General features: G+C 69.0%; 17 protein-coding genes. 6 read left to right on the forward strand and 11 right to left on the reverse strand.

Annotated elements, in window-relative coordinates; translation table 11 throughout:
• Positions 1–10 precede the first annotated feature (10 nt).
• Positions 11–1,567, reverse strand: a complete 1,557-nt coding sequence (gene hutH / locus ACIBG5_RS19920; protein ID WP_396392945.1) for a histidine ammonia-lyase — start codon at positions 1,565–1,567, stop codon at positions 11–13.
• 104 nt (positions 1,568–1,671) lie between these two features.
• Between hutH and ACIBG5_RS19925 the strand changes: the two genes are divergently transcribed.
• The 4 genes from ACIBG5_RS19925 (at position 1,672) to ACIBG5_RS19940 (ending at position 4,871) form a co-directional block, all read left to right on the forward strand.
• Entirely contained in the window at positions 1,672–2,568 is an 897-nt protein-coding gene (locus tag ACIBG5_RS19925) for a GNAT family N-acetyltransferase (protein ID WP_396392946.1), read from the forward strand.
• Positions 2,565–2,759: a hypothetical protein gene (locus tag ACIBG5_RS19930; RefSeq protein WP_396392947.1), complete on the forward strand. Its 195-nt coding sequence runs from the start codon at positions 2,565–2,567 to the stop codon at positions 2,757–2,759. The genes ACIBG5_RS19925 and ACIBG5_RS19930 overlap by 4 nt, the downstream gene beginning before the upstream one ends.
• Positions 2,760–2,783: 24 nt before the next feature.
• Positions 2,784–3,542, forward strand: a complete 759-nt coding sequence (locus tag ACIBG5_RS19935) for an IclR family transcriptional regulator (protein ID WP_396392948.1) — start codon at positions 2,784–2,786, stop codon at positions 3,540–3,542.
• Positions 3,543–3,659: 117 nt separating this feature from the next.
• The gene (locus tag ACIBG5_RS19940; protein ID WP_396392949.1) at positions 3,660–4,871 is read left to right on the forward strand and encodes an SGNH/GDSL hydrolase family protein; all 1,212 of its coding nucleotides are present in this window, start codon (positions 3,660–3,662) and stop codon (positions 4,869–4,871) included.
• On the opposite strand, the gene ACIBG5_RS19945 is transcribed toward ACIBG5_RS19940, so the two are convergent.
• The 3 genes from ACIBG5_RS19945 to ACIBG5_RS19955 form a co-directional block, all read right to left on the reverse strand.
• Entirely contained in the window at positions 4,868–6,289 is a 1,422-nt protein-coding gene (locus ACIBG5_RS19945) for an aromatic amino acid lyase (RefSeq protein WP_360449996.1), read from the reverse strand. The genes ACIBG5_RS19940 and ACIBG5_RS19945 overlap by 4 nt on opposite strands.
• A gap of 117 nt (positions 6,290–6,406) precedes the next feature.
• Entirely contained in the window at positions 6,407–6,655 is a 249-nt protein-coding gene (locus tag ACIBG5_RS19950; protein WP_360449994.1) for a type B 50S ribosomal protein L31, read from the reverse strand.
• Positions 6,652–7,755, reverse strand: a complete 1,104-nt coding sequence (locus ACIBG5_RS19955; protein ID WP_396392950.1) for a CobW family GTP-binding protein — start codon at positions 7,753–7,755, stop codon at positions 6,652–6,654. Before ACIBG5_RS19955 ends, ACIBG5_RS19950 begins: the two co-directional genes overlap by 4 nt.
• Positions 7,756–7,829: 74 nt before the next feature.
• Here ACIBG5_RS19955 and rpmG point away from each other — a divergent pair, with 74 nt between their 5' ends.
• On the forward strand, positions 7,830–7,997 hold the full coding sequence (gene rpmG, locus ACIBG5_RS19960) for a 50S ribosomal protein L33 (protein WP_131363661.1): 168 nt from the start codon (positions 7,830–7,832) through the stop codon (positions 7,995–7,997).
• Positions 7,998–8,060: 63 nt separating this feature from the next.
• Here the strand turns inward: rpmG and ACIBG5_RS19965 are convergent, their stop codons facing one another.
• The 7 genes from ACIBG5_RS19965 to kdpF all read right to left on the reverse strand — a co-directional run bounded on the left by ACIBG5_RS19965 (position 8,061) and on the right by kdpF (position 16,739).
• Positions 8,061–8,903: a hypothetical protein gene (locus ACIBG5_RS19965; protein WP_396392951.1), complete on the reverse strand. Its 843-nt coding sequence runs from the start codon at positions 8,901–8,903 to the stop codon at positions 8,061–8,063.
• An 84-nt stretch (positions 8,904–8,987) separates the two neighbouring features.
• Positions 8,988–9,665 carry a response regulator gene (locus ACIBG5_RS19970; protein ID WP_396392952.1) on the reverse strand — a complete coding sequence of 226 codons (678 nt, stop codon included), beginning with the start codon at positions 9,663–9,665 and terminating at the stop codon, positions 8,988–8,990.
• Positions 9,662–12,235: a DUF4118 domain-containing protein gene (locus ACIBG5_RS19975; RefSeq protein ID WP_396392953.1), complete on the reverse strand. Its 2,574-nt coding sequence runs from the start codon at positions 12,233–12,235 to the stop codon at positions 9,662–9,664. Before ACIBG5_RS19975 ends, ACIBG5_RS19970 begins: the two co-directional genes overlap by 4 nt.
• A 17-nt stretch (positions 12,236–12,252) precedes the next feature.
• A complete protein-coding gene (gene kdpC / locus ACIBG5_RS19980) occupies positions 12,253–12,900 on the reverse strand; it encodes a K(+)-transporting ATPase subunit C (protein WP_396392954.1) in 648 nt (215 codons plus the stop codon).
• A 13-nt stretch (positions 12,901–12,913) separates the two neighbouring features.
• The gene (gene kdpB / locus ACIBG5_RS19985) at positions 12,914–14,911 is read right to left on the reverse strand and encodes a potassium-transporting ATPase subunit KdpB (RefSeq protein WP_396393013.1); all 1,998 of its coding nucleotides are present in this window, start codon (positions 14,909–14,911) and stop codon (positions 12,914–12,916) included.
• A 77-nt stretch (positions 14,912–14,988) separates the two neighbouring features.
• Entirely contained in the window at positions 14,989–16,650 is a 1,662-nt protein-coding gene (kdpA, locus tag ACIBG5_RS19990; protein ID WP_396392955.1) for a potassium-transporting ATPase subunit KdpA, read from the reverse strand.
• Positions 16,650–16,739 (reverse strand): K(+)-transporting ATPase subunit F, encoded by a 90-nt coding sequence (gene kdpF / locus ACIBG5_RS19995; protein ID WP_130442715.1) that lies wholly within the window; start codon positions 16,737–16,739, stop codon positions 16,650–16,652. The genes kdpA and kdpF overlap by 1 nt, the downstream gene beginning before the upstream one ends.
• A 310-nt stretch (positions 16,740–17,049) precedes the next feature.
• Between kdpF and ACIBG5_RS20000 the strand changes: the two genes are divergently transcribed.
• Complete coding sequence (locus tag ACIBG5_RS20000) at positions 17,050–17,670, forward strand: hypothetical protein (RefSeq protein WP_396392956.1); 621 nt, start codon at positions 17,050–17,052, stop codon at positions 17,668–17,670.

Genomic DNA, 17,670 nt, shown 5'->3' on the forward strand with positions numbered 1-17,670 from the left:
TCCAGCCTTTCTATGACAGGGGGCCGGTGACGGCCTCGACTGCGGACAAATAGGTGCCGTCGGCAACAAGGCGGACGGAGTGCTCGATTTCGGGAGCGAGGTGCCGGTCGGTGCCCGGCCCTTCGACGTACTCACGCAGGGCGTCCCGGACGGCGGCGGTGGCCGGAGCCGGGGTCAGCGGTGCGCGCAGGTCGAGCGCCCGCGCGCCGGTCAGGATCTCGATCGCAAGGACCCGCTGCAGCCCGTCGATCGCCTTGCGCAGCTTGCGCGCGGCCGACCATCCCATCGAGACGTGGTCCTCCTGCATCGCACTGCTCGGGATCGAGTCCACGCTGGCCGGTACGGCGAGCCGCTTCAGCTCGGACACGATCGCGGCCTGCGTGTACTGCGCGATCATGTGGCCGCTGTCGACACCGGGATCGTCGGCCAGGAAGGCGTTCAGCCCATGGTTGCGCGCAACATCGAGGAAGCGATCGGTACGGCGTTCGCTGATGCCGGCCACGTCCGCCACGGCGATCGCGAGGAAGTCGAGCACGTACCCCACCGGGGCGCCGTGGAAGTTGCCGTTCGACTCGACCCGGCCGTCGGGCAGAACGACCGGGTTGTCGATCGCGGCGGCCAGTTCGCGGCCGGCGACCGTGGCCGCGTGGTCAGCGGTGTCCCGGGCCGCGCCGTGCACCTGCGGCGAACACCGCAGTGAGTAGGCGTCCTGGACCCGGTTGCAGTCCGGGCCGCGATGGCTGGCCACGATGGCGCTGCCGGCGAGGATCACTCGCAGGTTGGCGGCGGCGAAGGCCTGGCCGGGGTGCGGTCGCAGCGCCTGCAGGTCCTCGGCGAACACCCGGTCGGTGCCGAGTTGCCCCTCGACGCTCATCGCGGCGGCGATGTCCGCGGTCTTGAACAGGCGGTCGAGGTCGGCCAGCGCGAGCACCAGCATGCCGAGCATGCCGTCGGTGCCGTTGATCAGCGCGAGGCCTTCCTTCTCTGCCAGCACAACCGGTGTGAGTCCGTGCGCAGCCAGCGCCTCGCCCGCTGGAAGAAGGTTGCCCTCGGCATCACGAACCGGGCCTTCGCCCATCACCGCGAGCGCGACGTGGGACAGCGGCGCGAGATCACCGGAGCAGCCAAGACTGCCGTACTCGTAGACCACTGGAGTCAGGTGTGCGTTGAGGAGGCCGGCGTACGCCTGGGCGGTCTCGACCTTCACGCCGGTGCGGCCGGTGGCGAGGGTGGACAGGCGCAGCAGAGCGAGCGCCCGGACGACCTCGGTCTCGACCTCGGGTCCGGAGCCGGCCGCGTGCGACCGGACCAGGCTGCGCTGCAACTGGGCCCGCAACTCGGGCGCGATGTGCCGGGTCGCGAGCGCGCCGAAGCCGGTCGAGACTCCGTAGTGCGGAGTGTCCGCGTGGGCCAGAGCCTCGATCGCCGCACGCGACTTCGTGATCTCTTCCAGCGCCTGGTCGTCGATCCGTACCCGCGCGCCGTACCGCGCCACCGCAACCACGTCGGCGGGAGCCAGCGGTCCGGTGCCGACGATCACCTCGGCTGTGTTCTTCACCTCGTTCACCTGCTCATTGCACCGCGCGGCACCCGGAACCGACAGCAGCGCCGTGCACTTTCTGTCTCGAATCTCAGACATCCATGGACCCCGCGTCCCACTAGAGTCGAGGAATGGTGTTCGAGATCCGGACGGCGGGGCCGGAGGATGCGGCAGGAATCGCTCGGGTCTGGGCCGTTGTGATGCCGCAACTGGTGATGACTCCCCGCGGTGTCGAGGCCGGGCTACGCAACAGCTCGACCAGGGTCGTGCTCATCGCCGTCGACGGACCGGACGTGGTCGGCTACGGGAATGTGTACCTCCCCGATCCTGAGCAGGAGAAACCGCGGGTCCGGATCACCGTGCACGTGCCGCCGGAGCATCGCCGGCAGGGCATCGGTTCCGCGATGGCCGACGCGATCGGCGCCGAGGCGGCGCGCGTCGGTGCCGGGTCCCTGCTGATCGTGGTCAGCGACGACGACGCGTCGAAGGCGTTCGCGACCAAGCGCGGTTTCGTCATCGGTCGCCGGATGAGCGGTTCCAGCGCCGAACTGAGCGCCGTACCCGAGCCGTTGCCGGCGCCCGACGGTTTGCGGGTCGTCGACTACGACCAGGTGGACCCGCGGCAGATCTGGCTCGCCTCGACCGCCGTCGCCGATGGTGACCCCAGCGGCTTGTCGGACTCACCGGCGTACGACGAATGGCTGGCGGCGCAATGGGATCACCCGGACCTGCGACGCGACCTGAGTGTCGCGGTGCTGGACGGCGACACCGTCCTGTCCTTCGTGACCACCACCGCGGACCCCGAGCGGCGGGTGATCTGGTCGAACCTGACCGGCACGATCCCGGCCGCGCGTGGACGTGGGCTGGCGAAGGTGGTGAAGTCGACGGCGCTGGCGCGAGCCCGGGATGCGGGGTTCGTCACCGCGCACACCGGGAACGACGCCGGCAACGCTCCGATGCTCGCCGTGAACGAGTGGCTCGGCTACCGGGTGACGGGTGCCTCGTGGACCGCGGAGAAGGCGCTGTGAACCGGCCGATCATCTCGCTGTCGTTCTTCGCCGTACTGTCGGTCGGCGTCGGGATCATGCTGTCCGGGGCCGACGAGGACATCGACTGGGCGATCACCGGCGGACTGTTCGCGCTCGCGGTCGCCGGCGAGGCAGTGCGGTTCTGGCTGAAGCGGAGCCGCGCCAAGAAGCACCAATCATCCGGGATCTGAGACCAGGGCGGCTACGCTGCCGTTGTGAGCGGCAACGTTCCCGCCTCGACCCGCACTCTGCGGGTGCTGACGTTCCTGGCCACCCAGCCCGGTCCGGTGCCGATGGAGCGCATCGCCTCCGCGGTCGGCCTGCCGCGCTCGTCGACGTACCACTTGCTGCGGGCAATGATCGACGAGGGCTTCGTGGCGCACCTCCCGGAGGAGAAGCGGTACGGGCTCGGCGTCGCCGCGTTCGAGATCGGGTCGGCGTACCTCCGCCACGATCCGCTCGAGCGGCTGGCGCGTCCGCTGCTGATCCAGCTCGTCGCCGAGGTCGGCCAGACCGCGCACCTCGGCGTGCTGCACGGGCGCGAGCTCGTCTACCTGCTGAAAGAACAGCCGCCTCGTCCGGTCACCCTTGTCACGGACGTCGGCGTACGCCTCCCAGCCACCCTCACCGCCTCCGGCCGCGCTCTGCTCGCCGAGCTCCCGCCGGCCCAGGTCCGCGCACTCTTCCCCAACCCCGAGAGCTTCGTCCGCCGGACCGACCACGGCCCGCAGACCCTGACCCAGCTGCGCCGGCTCCTCGCGGATGAGAAACGCCAGGGCTACGCGGTCGAGGACTCCTTCATCACCCCCGGCGTCGCCTCCGTGGCCAGCGCCGCCGTCGACCACGCCGGCCACCCAGCCGCCGCCATCAGCGTCACCTTCCGCACCGACGTCGTACCCTCCTCCGAACGCCACGTCCTGGCCCACCGAGTCCGCCAGGCAGCCACAGCCCTGACCCGCCGCCTCCACGGCTGATTTCTCCGTCCAGCGCAGCGGTTCGACCGTTCGCCGATGACCGGTTGCTCCACGACGGTGACTGCGGGTGAGATCGAAGGGAACACCTCACGTATCCGCCCAGACGAAGGTGGTCTCATGCGTCGCGTCAAGCAGTTGGTTGTTGCGGTGGCTCTGGTCGTTGTTGCGGTTGGTCCTACGGCCTCGGCCGCGGCGCCCGCGGACTGGGTTGGGAGTTGGTCGGTCGCTGTGACGCCGCCGGGTACGTCGGGGATGTCGGCGACCGGGGTCACGGATACGACGTTGCGGCAGGTGGCGCACGTGTCGGTCGGGGGCTCGGAGCTGCGGCTGCGGTTGTCGAACGTCTACGGAACGTCTCCACTCGTTGTCGGCAAGGCGACCGTCACCCCCCGGGCCGACGACCTCGCCGGTACGCCGACGGTCGAGCCGAGCAAGCTGGTCCCGGTGCTGTTCGGCGGCCGCGCGTCGGTCACGATCCCGGTCGGCGCGGAGTGGGTGTCCGATCCGGTGCACGTCGTCGTACCGGAGGACACCGATCTGGTGATCAGCACCTACTTCCCGGGCCCGACTGGCCCGCTCACGCAGCATCCGGCCGGGTTCGCGACCGGCTTCTCCGCGACCGGTGACCAGACCGCCGGCGACGGATCGCAGTACCAGGCGATTCCGGGCGCGGCGCGCTACATCATCGAGGGCGTCGACGTGAAGAGCCAGGTGCGTGGCTCGGTGGTGCTGTTCGGCGACTCGATCACCGACGGCGTGGTGTCGCCTGTCGACCAGAACCTGCGGTACCCGGACCAGCTGGCCGACCGGCTGCTGGCCCAGCCGGTGTCCCGCGAACTCGGCGTCCTGAACGCCGGCATCAGTGGGAACCGCCTGCTCAGCAACGCGGGTACGGCGGATGACTCGACGCTGGCGCGGTTCGACCGCGACGTGATCGCGCAGGCCGGCGTACGGACGGTTGTCCTGCTGGAAGGCATCAACGACATCGGTGGCAGCCGCGGAGCGACCGACCCGGCCGACCTGATCGCGGTGCACCGGCAGTTCATCCAGCGGGCGCATCAGGCCGGTTTGAAGGCGATCGGCGCGACGCTGACGCCGTACGAAGGTGCGGGCTACTACTCGCCCGAAGGTGAGGCGGATCGGCAGGCGCTGAACACCTGGATCCGGACGTCAGGTGAGTACGACGGCGTGGTCGACTTCGACAAGGCGGTGCGTGACCCCGCGGCGCCGACAAAGATGCTGCCGGCGTACGACGTCGGCGACCACCTGCACCCGAACGCCGACGGCTTCAAGGCGATGGCCACCGCGTTCAACCTGACGCAGCTCTAGCCGGACTCAGCGGGATGCTCGACCTGGCGATCGCCCCATTGCGTCATCAGACCGCGGGCGATCTCCAGGTCCTCCCGCAGCGACCGGTCGGTCAGATCGGGCGGCAGCGCGGCGAACGCGTCCGCCAGCCACGGTCCGACCGCCGCCGGTGCGAGGTCTTCAGGTGTCAGCCCAGCCAGCCGGATCGCCCGCACCGCGGTGACGAGTTCGCAGGCCAGCACTTCCCGGAGCGCGTCGAGAAGCTGAGCACTCAGTACGGCGGCCTGTGGCGCGAAGCTGGCGTGATGCTCGGCTCCGCGTGACAAGGTCGCCGTACCGAGAGTCGCCGGCTGGGCCGCGGACCGGACCCCGGCCAGCGCGTCGTGGGCGACGTACTCGATCATCATCACGCCTGAGCTCGCCTCCGCACCGCTGGCGAGGAACCGGCTCAGGCCGGTGTACTCCGGGTCGACCAGGTTCGCGACGCGCGACGTGGACAGGGTGGCGACGCTGTGCAGGCTGAGCCGGAGCGAGTCGAGGGCGAGGGCGATCGGCATCGCGTGCCAGTTGCCGTTGTGCAGCACGGTGTCCTCGGCCACCAGCGGGTTCTCGGCGGACGCGTTGATGTCGATCCGCAAGCTGTTGCCTAGGGCATCTACGTGGTCGACGGCCGGGCCGAGCACCTGCGCGAAGGCGCGCAGGCCGAAGGGGTCCTGGATCCGGGCCGACGGGATCGGCAGGCCGTCCAGCAGCCCGCGCATCCGCCGGGCCACGCGCACCTGACCGGGTTGCGGGCGGGCCTCGTGCACGCGGACGTCGTACACCTCGGCGTTGCCCCGGAGCGCGACATGCGACAGCGCTCCGACCAGGGGTACGACGTTGATCAGCGTGCTGGCCTCGACGTACGCGAGACAGCACTCGGCCAGGGTGATCGCGTTGCTGGACAGCAGGGGCAGCGCGCTGGTGCCGTCGATGACCTCGCCGAGTGCGAGCCCGAGTTCGGCCAGCGGCCCGAGATCCCCGGTGCCGATCGCACCGCCGCGATGCAGATCCGGCAACTCACCATCGTTGAGCAGGGCAACGATCGCGTCGGCGACGTCCGGATCGAGCCCGGACCCACCGGCCGCCAACTGGTTGATCCGGATCAGCAGTCCGAGCCGGACCACGTCCTTGGGGTACGACGTCGTACCGGTGGTGGAATGGGATCCGAGCAACCGGGCGCCGTGCTCGGGGTCCGTGGTCAGCACGTCCCGGTTGGCGCCGACCCCGGTCGTCCGCCCATACACCGGCCGCCACCGGGCCACCTCGACAACGGCCGCCGCGGACTCACTCATCCGCTTCCGGGCGTCGTCGCTCAACCGCACGGCCGTCCGGCGCTGCGCGAGCGCGACGGCCTCCAGCGGCGTCAGCCCAGCACCCGAGAGCTCCACCGGTTCCACAGCCCCAGTCTGGGACCTGACCGCTGGATTCAGCGTGCCGCTGACGGCGCTTTCTGTCTCGTATTCGAGACAAAAGCCCGCCGCCTCAACGAGGCGACGGGCTGGAAAAGACCAGAGTTACTTCTTCTGGCCGTAGCGCTGCCTGAACTTCTCCACCCGGCCCTGGGTGTCCATCACGCGCTGCTGGCCCGTGTAGAACGGGTGCGTCGCGGACGAGATCTCGACGTCCACCACCGGGTAGGTGTTGCCGTCGTGCCACTCGACCGTCTCGTTGCTCTCGCGCGTCGACCCGGTGAGGAAGCTGAAGTTGCCGGACTTGTCCCGGAAGACGACCCGGCGGTAGTCGGGGTGGATGTCTTTCTTCATGCTGCCGCACTTCCTTCCAGATAAGGGGCGAACGGATCGGTCAAGGGGTGGACCGGTTCATCCGCACGAAGGAGACAACCATCCAGGCGCTCCCGTAATTCCCGGACGTCCAGACCGATGCCGGTGAAGGACAGGTACGACGCCCGGTCGCCGTGCTCGGGGTGCCACTCGAGGGCCGAGCGGGCTTGATGGTGCTGCCCAACCGTGGACCACCGGTCGGCCGGCAGATCGGCCAGCCACGGACCCAGTACCCCGATCGCGATGTTCGTGCCGAAACTGTCCCAGCTGAGCCGGTGGCGGTGCTGGGTCGCGATCCACACCGTCCCCCGGCCGCGCGCCGTACCGGCGACCAGATCCTCCAGGGCGTCGTACAGCCGCTCGGGGTGGAACGGCCGGTCCGACTGCCAGACGAGAGTCTGCACCGGCCCACCCTCCAGCGGCGCACTGATCGCACCGGGCTCCGCCGATGTCGCCGCGTCCGGATCATGCAGGCGTACGCCGAGCAGCCCGGCGGGTGTGGTCCGGATGAGTAGCCGAGGGTTGACAGCCTGTACGAGCGCTCGAGCCGTCTCGTCATCGCCACTCAGTACGGCGGCATCCGCGTACTCCAACTGACGCACGATCACCTCGGCGATCGCCCGGCCGTCCTCGGCGGCGGTCGGGATGCCGCGCTCCTGGATTAACTGCTCCCCGGTCAGGTCGCCGACCACACCGGCCGCGTCGATCGTCGTGATGATCGACACCGTGAGCAGCTCCCCGGCCGCGTCCCGAGCGATCTCAGCGGCCAGTGCCTTGGTGTCCCCGGCGCCCGGGACGGACACGATCGCGACGTCGTACCGCTCGACCGCGGCGATGCTGACCAGCAGCGGGACGAGCGAGTCGCGCATCGCGCAGGACACGCACGGATGATCCATCCGGATCACCTCGCGGTCGATGACTCCGTCTGCGGTCCGCGCGATCCGGACGACCGACCCACCGGCCAGGCCGCTGACGTCGTACTCGACCAGCACACCGGGCCGGCCCGCGGCGGCCAGCAGATTGCCGGCCACGGCGGCCCGGAACGGCTCGTCGATGCCCGTCAGCAGCGTCACCGGAATCATTCAGCGTCCCGTCTTGTTGAAAACGATAACCAGCCCAAATTATCCTGAGCTGCGCCGGTAGGAAAGGAACCAGTATGGCCAAGCGCAACGACCTCCGCCCGATCGTCAAGCTCCGCAGTACGGCGGGGACCGGGTTCACGTACGTCACCCGGAAGAACCGGCGGAACAACCCCGACCGCCTGGTGATGCGCAAGTACGACCCGGCGGTTCGCCTGCACGTCGACTTCCGCGAAGAGCGGTAACGATACAAACGTCAACGGCCCTCCACGAATTTCGTGGAGGGCCGTCGTGCGTTGAAGGGCCGGTCAGAGCCGGCCGTAGGCCTTCAGTGTGCTGAGTGCGCCGACGGTGAGGATGCCGCGGTACGCGAGCGTGGCGGCCTGGCTCGGCGGCTCCCAGGTGATCGCCCAGCCGCCGTCCGGCTGCTGGTCGGAGATCAGGCGGTCGAGGTGGGCCTCGATCTGTGCGTCGTCGAAGAGCGGCCGCCAGACGCTGTCGGGCGTCGGCGCCAGGTGCAGCGGAGTCACGCCGTACGACGGGTCCGCCGCGTCGGCGCGGAAGTGCTGGAGCTTCGGCAGCCACTCGCGGACGCGGTCGAGGTCGACGTCGTCGGTGTGTTCCAGGAACTCCAGCGCCTCGTGCAGCCCGTGGGCGTCCTCGGGGAGAGCGTCGGCCAGCTGGGCCGCGCACCACGCGCCTGCGTGTTCGCGCCACGGGTGCTCGAAGCCGAGCTTGTACAACCGCCCGACCAGGCCCGCCGTCGGGTTGATACTGGGCTGGTAGGTCCATTCGGACACATGCTCGGCGCGCGGATACCCCTCGATGGCCGGCGAGCAGAGCGAGACCGCGCCATCGGCGGTCGCGGTCGCGGCCAGCCAGTCGACCGCCCGGCGAACCATCTCGTCGTCCCGGGCGCCGGAGGCGAGCAAGGTGTTGAACGCCACCTCCACGTCCAGCGACAGACTGTCCGGGACCAGCTTGTCCGGCTCCAGTCCGTGGCCGAAGCCGCCGTCGGCGTTCTGGTAGCCGCGCAGTGCCTCGACCACCCCTTGCGGATCGGCGTCCTCGAAGACAGCGGCGAACAGCCGATTCTCGACCAGCCGGGCCTCCCGGCGTACGAAATCACGACCAGCGGTGAAGGTGTCCATGGCTCTACTTTCCCGCAGAACCACCCTTCGGTCTTGAATGAAACGGACATCCGCTGCACCATCAGCCGCATCAGCTGATCCCCGTCACGGCTCGAAGCGGTAGCCCATGCCTGGTTCGGTGAGGAGGTGCTTCGGGCGGGCCGGGTCGGCCTCGAGTTTGCGGCGGAGCTGGCCCATGTAGAAGCGCAGGTTGCCGCTCGCGTTCTCGTACCCGGGACCCCAGACCTCGGTCAGGAGCTGGCGTTGCGACATCAGCTTGCCGGGGTGCCGGACCAGGACCTCGAGCAGGTGCCACTCGGTCGGGGTGAGCCGGATGTCCTCACCGGTCTCCAGGGTGACGCGCTTCGCGGACAGGTCGACCCGGATCCCGCCGACGGTCACCACCGGCTGGTCCTGGGCGATGTTGCTGCGCCGCAGTACGGCGCGCATCCGGGCGAGCAACTCGTCGATGCCGAACGGCTTGGTCACATAGTCGTCCGCGCCGGCGTCCAGCGCCTCGACCTTGTCCGTGCTGTCGGTCCGGCCGGACAGCACGAGGATCGGCGCCTCGGTCCAGCCACGCAGGCCGCGAATCACGTCGACGCCGTCGAAGTCCGGCAACCCCAGGTCGAGGATGACCAGTTCCGGCGGGTGCTGCGCCGCCACCTTCAAAGCCGCCGTACCGCTGCCGGCCAGATGCACCTCATAGCCGCGGGCCTTCAGGTTGATCTGCAACGCCCGCACGATCTGCGGCTCGTCGTCAACAACAAGCACCCTGGTCATAAGGCCTCCGGCTCGGAGCGTTCGCGCGATCCGGGGATCGGCGCGTCGGCCGGCCGCAGGTTCGCGGTCGGGATCGAGACCACCATCGTCAGCCCACCACCCGGAGTGTCCTCGGGCTGCAGGGTGCCGTGCATCGCCTCGGCGAGGCCACGCGCCAGCGCCAGCCCGAGACCGACGCCGACCGTGTTGTCAGTGTCGCCCAGTCGCTGGAACGGCGCGAACACCCGGTTTCGGTCCTCGCGCGGGATGCCCGGTCCGCGGTCGATCACCCGGATCTCGACGGTGTCGCCCAGGGCACTGCCGGTGATCAGCGGCGCGCGGCCGGGCGGCGAGTACCGGATCGCGTTGGCGAGCAGGTTCGCGACGACCCGCTCCAGCAGCGCGGGGTCGGCCTCTACCAGAGGCAACGTGTGCGGGATGTCGACGGTGACCTTCTCGCTCTGGTCACCGAGCTCGGCCAGTACGCCGGGCACAATCTCGTCCAGTGCCATCGGCCGGGTGAAGACGGGCAGTACGCCGGCCTGCAAGCGACTGAGGTCGAGCAGGTTGTCCACCAGACGCGACAGGCGGTCCAGCGACTCGTCCGCCGTCTCCAGTAGCTCGGCCCGCTCCGACTCGCTCCATTCGACGTCGTCACTGCGCAGGCTCGTCACGGACGCCTTCGCCGAGGCCAGCGGGGAGCGAAGATCATGGCCGACCGCGCGCAGCAGCGCCGTACGGAGCTTGTCCGCCTCGGCCAGCGGCTTGGCCTCGGCGGCCGCGGCGCTCAACCTGGCCCGGTCGACCAGGGCGGCCGCGTGGGCGGCGAACGCACCGACCAGCCGGCGTTCGTCCGCGGCGAGTTGCCGGCCCTGCAGCACCAGGACCAGACCGTCCCGCCCCGGGATCTCGGCGTCACCGTCCTCGGGCCGGCGGCAGGTCGGCGTACCGGCCGAGGCGATCGGCCGCCAGACCTCGGTCAGCTCATCGTCGTCGACCCGCTCCATCAGGCAGGCGCTCGTCATCCCGAAGGCCTCCCGGACCCGCTCCAGCAGTGCCGGCAGCGCGGTCTCACCGCGCAGCACGGACCCGGCCAGGGTCGCCAGGGTCTCCGACTCGGCTGCCGCCCGGGCTGCCTGTCTGGTCCGGCGGGCGGCCCGGTCGACGACCGAGCTCACCATCGCCGCGACCAGCACGAAGATCGCCAGCGCGAGCACGTTGTTCAGCTCGGCGATCGTGAACGTGCGCGTCGGCGGTGTGAAGAAGTAGTTCAGTACGACGGTCCCACCCACAGCGGTCACCATGGCCGGCCACAACCCACCGACCAGCGCAACCACGATCACGGCCAGCAGAAACGCAAGCACGTTGCTGGTCAGGTTGAGGCTGTCCCCGCCGAACCCGAGCAGCAGGGCCAGCAGCGGCGGCAGTACGACGGCCAGCACGAAACCCTCGACCTTGCGCCGGGTGGACAGGCTGCCGCGCAACCGGGGCAGCCGGCCACGACCCATCTGCGAGTGGGTGACGATGTGAACGTCGATGTCCCCGGAGCCCCGGATCGTCGACGTACCGATCCCTGGACCGGTCAGCGCGCCGAACCGGGACCGGCGGCTGCCGCCGAGCACCAACTGGGTCGCGTTCTCGGCCCGGGCGAAGGTCAGCAGCGCGGCCGGTACGTCGTCGCCGACGACCTGGTGGTACGTACCACCGAGGCTCTCGACGAGAATGCGTTGCTCGGCGAGGCGTTTCGGGTCGGCGCCGGTCAGCCCGTCGGAGCGGGCGACGTGAACGGCGAGCAGGTCTCCACCGGAGGACCGGGCGGCGATGCGGGCGGCACGCCGGATCAGGGTCCCACCCTCAGGGCCGCCGGTGAGGGCGACCACGACACGTTCCCGGGCTTCCCAGGTCGAGTCGATGTCATGCTGGGCACGGTACTGCTGCAGGCCCACGTCCACCCGGTCGGCGAGCCACAACAGTGCGAGTTCGCGGAGGGCGGACAGATTGCCGACCCGGAAGTAGTTGCCCAGGGCAGCATCGATCTTGTCCGCCGAGTAGACGTTGCCATGGGCCATCCGGCGGCGAAGCGCCTCCGGCGTCATGTCGACGAGTTCGATCTGGTCGGCGGCCCGGACCACGCGGTCCGGGACCGTCTCCTGCTGCGGTACGCCGGTGATCTTCTCGACCACGTCGTTGATCGACTCGAGGTGCTGGATGTTGACGGCCGAGATCACGTCGATCCCGGCCGCGAGCAACTCGTCGATGTCCTGCCAGCGCTTCTCGTTGCGGCTGCCCGGCACGTTGGTGTGCGCCAGTTCGTCGACCAGCGCGACCTCCGGCCGCCGGGCCAGCACCGCGTCGAGGTCCATCTCGGTGAAACTGGCGCCGCGGTAGTCGATGATCCGCCGCGGCACGATCTCCAGTCCTTCGAGCATCTCCGCGGTGTGCTCGCGGCCGTGGGTCTCGACGAATCCGACCACGACATCCGTGCCCCGGGCCAGCCTGCGCTGACCCTCGCCCAGCATCTTGTAGGACTTCCCGACGCCAGGCGCGGCACCCAGGTAGATCCGCAGATGCCCACGGCCGCTCTTGCTCATACCTCCATGCTCTCAGCTCAGCCCAGCTTGGCGAGTGCGTTGTTGAGCGTGACAACCTTGACGGCCGGCTCACCCAGGAATCCGAGCGTGCGGCCCTTGGTGTTCTCCTTGACCAGTTGCTGCACCTTCGCGACGTCCAACCCGCGCTCCCGCGCGACCCGGTTCACCTGCAGAGCGGCGTACGCCGGACTGATCGACGGGTCGAGGCCGCTGGCGCTGGCCGTGACGGCGTCCGGCGGGACCTGGGACGGGTCTACGCCCTCGAGGTCCGCGACGGCCTTCTTCCGCTCCTGGACGGCGGCGAGCAGGTCGGCGTTGTTCGGTCCCAGGTTCGACCCGGAGCTGCCCATGCCGTCGTAGTCCACCGCGGACGGGCGGGTCTGGAACCACATCGGGTCGGCCTCCATCACCGGGTTGCCGTCAGCGTCGACCTCGGGCTTGCCGTCCTTGATCACCTGCTTGGTGTAGGCCTGACCGATCAGATCGGAGGCCACGTCTTTGCCGTTCACCTGGACGATCGAGCCGTTCGCGTTGCTGTGGAAGAGCGCTTGGGCCACACCGGTCATCGCCAGCGGGTACGCGATGCCGAGGATGACGGTGAAGACCAGCAGGGCCCTGATCGCGACCCCGAACTGCCGGACGGAGCCGGGGAGATTGCTTGCCATGAACAACAGCCTTTCAGCGGATTCCGGGGATCAAGGAGATCACCAGGTCGAGGAGTTTGATGCCGATGAACGGGGTGACCAGACCACCGACGCCGTACACCAGCAGGTTGCGCCGCAGCATCGCGGACGCCGAGGACGGCTTGTACTGCACGCCGCGCAGGGCGAGCGGTACGAGTGCCACGATCACCAGGGCGTTGAACACGATCGCGGAGACGATCGCGGACTGCGGCGAGTGCAGCCCCATGATGTTCAGCTTGTCCAGCCCCGGGTACGCCGCCGCGAACAGCGCGGGCAGGATGGCGAAGTACTTCGCCACGTCGTTGGCGATCGAGAACGTGGTCAGCGAACCGCGGGTGATCAGCAACTGCTTGCCGATCTCGACGATCTCGATCAGCTTGGTCGGGTTGGAGTCGAGGTCGACCATGTTGCCGGCCTCCTTGGCCGCCGACGTCCCGCTGTTCATCGCCACGCCGACGTCGGCCTGGGCGAGCGCGGGGGCGTCGTTGGTCCCGTCACCGGTCATCGCGACCAGCCGGCCACCCTCCTGCTCCTTCTTGATCAGCGCCATCTTGTCCTCGGGCGTCGCCTCGGCCAGGAAGTCGTCGACCCCGGCCTCCTCGGCGATCGCCTTCGCGGTCAACTGGTTGTCACCGGTGATCATCACGGTCCGGATGCCCATCGCGCGCATCTGGTCGAACCGCTCCCGCATGCCTTCCTTGACCACGTCCTTGAGGTGGATGACCCCGAGAGCCCGGGCCTTCCCGTTCACGCTCTCGGCGACCACGAGCGGCGTACCGCCGGAGGCCGAGATGCCGTCGACCATCTCACCGAGCTTCGGGTCGGCGGCGCCGCCGTGGCTGTGGATCCAGGCGTTCACCGCACCGGCCGCGCCCTTGCGAACCTGCCGGCCGTCCACGTCCACGCCGCTCATCCGCGTCTGTGCGGTGAACTCGACGAAGGTTGCGTGCGGCAACTCTCCGGTGTGCCGCTCGCGCAGCCCGTAGCCGGTCTTCGCCAGTACGACGATCGACCGTCCCTCCGGTGTCTCGTCGGCCAGGCTGGACAGCTGGGCCGCATCGGCCAGCTCGGTGTCGGTCACGCCCTGGACCGGGATGAACTCCGACGCCTGCCGGTTGCCCAGCGTGATGGTGCCGGTCTTGTCCAGCAGCAGCGTGTTCACGTCACCCGCGGCCTCGACCGCGCGGCCCGACATCGCCAGCACGTTGCGCTGCACCAGCCGGTCCATGCCGGCGATACCGATCGCCGACAACAGCGCTCCGATGGTGGTCGGGATCAGGGCGACCAGGAGGGCCACCAGGATCACGATGCTCAGGTTCGTGTTGGCGTAGGCGGCGAACGTCGGCAGCGTCGCCACCGCGATCAGGAAGACGATCGTCAGGCTCGCGAGCAGGATGTTCAGCGCGATCTCGTTCGGCGTCTTCTGCCGTGACGCGCCCTCGACCAGCGCGATCATCCGGTCGATGAAGCTCTCACCAGGCTTGGTGGTGATCTGCACGACGATCCGGTCCGACAGCACCTTTGTGCCGCCGGTGACCGCACTGCGGTCGCCGCCGGACTCACGGATGACCGGGGCCGACTCGCCAGTGATGGCCGACTCGTCAACGCTGGCCACGCCTTCGATCACGTCACCGTCGCCAGGGATGATTTGCCCTGCCTCGACGACCACCCGGTCGCCCAGTTGCAGCGCGGTGGCCGGGATCTCTTCTTCACCGGCGTCGGTGAGGCGTCGTGCGGTGGTCTCGGTCTTCGCCCGCCGCAGGGTCTCCGCCTGGGCCTTGCCGCGGCCTTCGGCCACCGCCTCGGCCAGGTTCGCGAACACGACGGTCAGCCAGAGCCAGACCACGATCCACCAGACGAAGATGCTGGGATCGGTGAAGGCCTTGATCGTCGAGGCGGCCGCGCCGACCTCGACCACGAACATCACCGGGTTCTTCACCATCACCCGCGGATCGAGCTTGCGCAGCGCGTCCGGTAGCGAGGTCAGGAGCATCTTGGGGTCGAACGCACCTGAGGGTGCCTTCTTCGCCACCTTCTCCGGGGTCGGAGGAGGAGTCGTCACTAGCGTGGTCACAGTCCCTCCGCGAGGGGTCCGAGGGTGAGAGCGGGGAAGTAGGTCAGGCCGGTGACGATCAGGACGACTCCGACCAGCATCGTCACGAACAGCGCCTTGTGAGTCGGCAGCGTGCCCTGGGTCACCGGGACGGGCTGCTGCTGGGCGAAGGAGCCGGCCAAGGCCAGCACGATCACGATCGGCACGAAGCGGCCGAGCAGCATCACGAGCCCGAGGGCGGTGTTGTAGAAGGGGATGTTGGCGCTGATGCCCGCGAACGCGCTGCCGTTGTTGTTACCGGCCGAAGTGAAGGCGTACAGCACTTCGGAGAAGCCGTGTGGGCTGTCGGCGTTGAGGATCGACGCGCGCGCTGTCGCCAGGCCCATCGCGATCGAGGCACCGACCAGGACACACGTCGGTGTGGCCAGGATGTACAGCGAGACCAGCTTCATCTCGCGGCCGGTGATCTTCTTCTTCAGGTACTCCGGGGTCCGGCCGACCATCAGTCCGGCGACGAAGACCGTGAGGACGGCGAGCACGAGAATGCCGTACAGACCGGTGCCCGTGCCGCCGGGCGTCACTTCTCCCAGCATCATGTGGAACAGCGGTACGCCGCCGCCGAGCGGGGTGAACGAGTCGTGCATCGAGTTCACCGCGCCAGTCGACGTACCGGTGGTGGAGACGGCGAACAGTGACGACGCCCACTCGCCGAACCGGGTCTCCTTGCCCTCCATCGCCGCTCCGGCCGCCTGGGTCGCAACACCCGCGCCCTGGTTCTCGAAGAACGTCGCGAGGAAGACGAAGGCCGCCCAGATGGTGGTCATCACGCCGAGGATCGCGTAGCCCTGCCGCTTGTCCTTCACCATCAGGCCGAACGTCCGGGTCAGGGCGACCGGGATCACCAGCAGCAGGAAGATCTCGAACAGGTCCGACAACCCGTTCGGGTTCTCGAACGGGTGGGAGGAGTTGGCGTTGTAGTAGCCACCGCCGTTGGTACCGAGCTCCTTGATCACTTCCTGGCTCGCCACCGGGCCGCCGGGGATGGTCTGTGTCTGGCCGACGACCGAGGTGACCTCGTGGCCGCCGGAGAAGTTCTGCACGACGCCCATCGCAACGAGCAGCAGGCCACCGAGGACGGCGATCGGCAGCAGCACCCGGATCACGGTCCGGGTCAGGTCGACCCAGAAGTTGCCGAGCCGGTCGGTCTTGGACCGGGCGAAGCCACGGATCACGGCGATCGCGACGGTGATACCGACCGCCGCGGACAGGAAGTTCTGGACCGCGAGGCCGGCGAACTGGACCAGGTGGCCCATCGTGACCTCGGGAACGTAGGACTGCCAGTTGGTGTTCGAGACGAAGGACGCGGCGGTGTTGAACGCCAGTCCCGACTCGACGCCGGGCAGCCCGTTGGACAGCGGCAGGTGGGACTGCAGCCGCTGGATCAGGTAGAGCAGGATCACGCTGACGGCGGAGAACGCGACCACCGACCGCGCATAGACCGCCCAGGTCTGCTCAGCCTTGGCGTCGACGCCGAACAGTTTGTACGCGCCACGCTCGAACCTGGAGTCCTTGTCGCTCGTGTAGACGCGAGCCATGTAGCCACCCAGTGGCCGGTAGACAGCCGCCAGGCACAGGATGAGGAAGCCGACCTGCAACAGGCCGGCTGCAGTGTCGGACATCAGAACCTCTCGGGGAAGATCAGGGCGGCGACCAGGTAGAGGACCAGGGCCGCGGCGACCACCAGGCCGGCGATGTTCTCGGCGCTCACAGCTTCTCCACTCCACGCAGCGCGTACCAGATGGCCGCGAAGACGACGACGGTGACGGCGAGATAGATGACGTCAGACATGACGGCGCCGCCTCACAGCTAAAGTGCTCATGAAGCCACTGCACACCGCTCGTTGCCGGCTCAGGAGTGTTCTCGCAGGCCTCTCACACCCGCTCTGACAGCTCTCACAGGCTTCTCACAGGAACGTATTCCGGACCGGACTTCGCCCGTGGCCGTTCTGTCCGCATACTTACGCCTGGCAATCCCAGATCCAGGCACAGCCCCACGCACAGACAAGGGAAGAACAGCACGTGACTGAAGTCGACATCACCGCCCCCGCAGAGCAGTTCTTCTCCGCGCAGACCCGGGAGGCGCTGGCCGAGGCGAGCCGCCGGCTGGCCGAGCGCCTCCAGGCCCACACCGACGCCCTGCTCGCGATGACCGGCGCCGAGGAGCAGTCCGCGCTCTACGAGCAGAACGCCGCCCTCGAGGAACTCGTCGAGGGCTGGAACGACGCAGTCTTCGAGCACACCGGTACGGCGCCACTGCTGTTGGAGGACTCGGTCGACGACGAGGACGACGAGGCCGAGCAGGATCAGGTGATCAGCGTGGTGTCGCGGTTCGACCTGCGCGTGGTCGACCTGGACGCGCTGCTCGACGCCGGCCGGGCGGCCCAGGAACGGCACCCGGCCGAGGTGGACGACGGCGGCGAGGACGAGCCGGTGGACTCGGCCGAGCAGGCGATCTACGAGATCAGCCGCGAGGTCGGCGAGGCCTGGTTCGAGCTCCCCGGCATCGAGATGGTCGCCGGCGCCCGCGCGTACGTCGTACCCGAGCTCCCGTTCGAGCCGCTGGACGCCGACGCCGAGGACGTCGTCACCGAACTCATCGCCCCCAACGGCGTAGCGACCCACGCCGAGACCTGGGCCTAG

The organism is Kribbella sp. NPDC050241, from assembly GCF_044459685.1.
Classification (GTDB): Bacteria; Actinomycetota; Actinomycetes; order Propionibacteriales; family Kribbellaceae; genus Kribbella.

Coding starts and splice junctions, on each gene's coding strand:
- ACIBG5_RS19965 (WP_396392951.1), bottom strand. CDS start 8,903: ATGGACACCTTCACCGCTGGTCGTGATTTCGTACGCCGGGAGGCCCGG.
- ACIBG5_RS19955 (WP_396392950.1), bottom strand. CDS start 7,755: ATGATTCCGGTGACGCTGCTGACGGGCATCGACGAGCCGTTCCGGGCC.
- kdpA (WP_396392955.1), bottom strand. CDS start 16,650: ATGTCCGACACTGCAGCCGGCCTGTTGCAGGTCGGCTTCCTCATCCTG.
- kdpB (WP_396393013.1), bottom strand. CDS start 14,911: ATGCTCCTGACCTCGCTACCGGACGCGCTGCGCAAGCTCGATCCGCGG.
- ACIBG5_RS19925 (WP_396392946.1), top strand. CDS start 1,672: ATGGTGTTCGAGATCCGGACGGCGGGGCCGGAGGATGCGGCAGGAATC.
- kdpC (WP_396392954.1), bottom strand. CDS start 12,900: ATGGCAAGCAATCTCCCCGGCTCCGTCCGGCAGTTCGGGGTCGCGATC.
- rpmG (WP_131363661.1), top strand. CDS start 7,830: ATGGCCAAGCGCAACGACCTCCGCCCGATCGTCAAGCTCCGCAGTACG.
- ACIBG5_RS19940 (WP_396392949.1), top strand. CDS start 3,660: ATGCGTCGCGTCAAGCAGTTGGTTGTTGCGGTGGCTCTGGTCGTTGTT.
- ACIBG5_RS19975 (WP_396392953.1), bottom strand. CDS start 12,235: ATGAGCAAGAGCGGCCGTGGGCATCTGCGGATCTACCTGGGTGCCGCG.
- ACIBG5_RS19950 (WP_360449994.1), bottom strand. CDS start 6,655: ATGAAGAAAGACATCCACCCCGACTACCGCCGGGTCGTCTTCCGGGAC.
- ACIBG5_RS19970 (WP_396392952.1), bottom strand. CDS start 9,665: ATGACCAGGGTGCTTGTTGTTGACGACGAGCCGCAGATCGTGCGGGCG.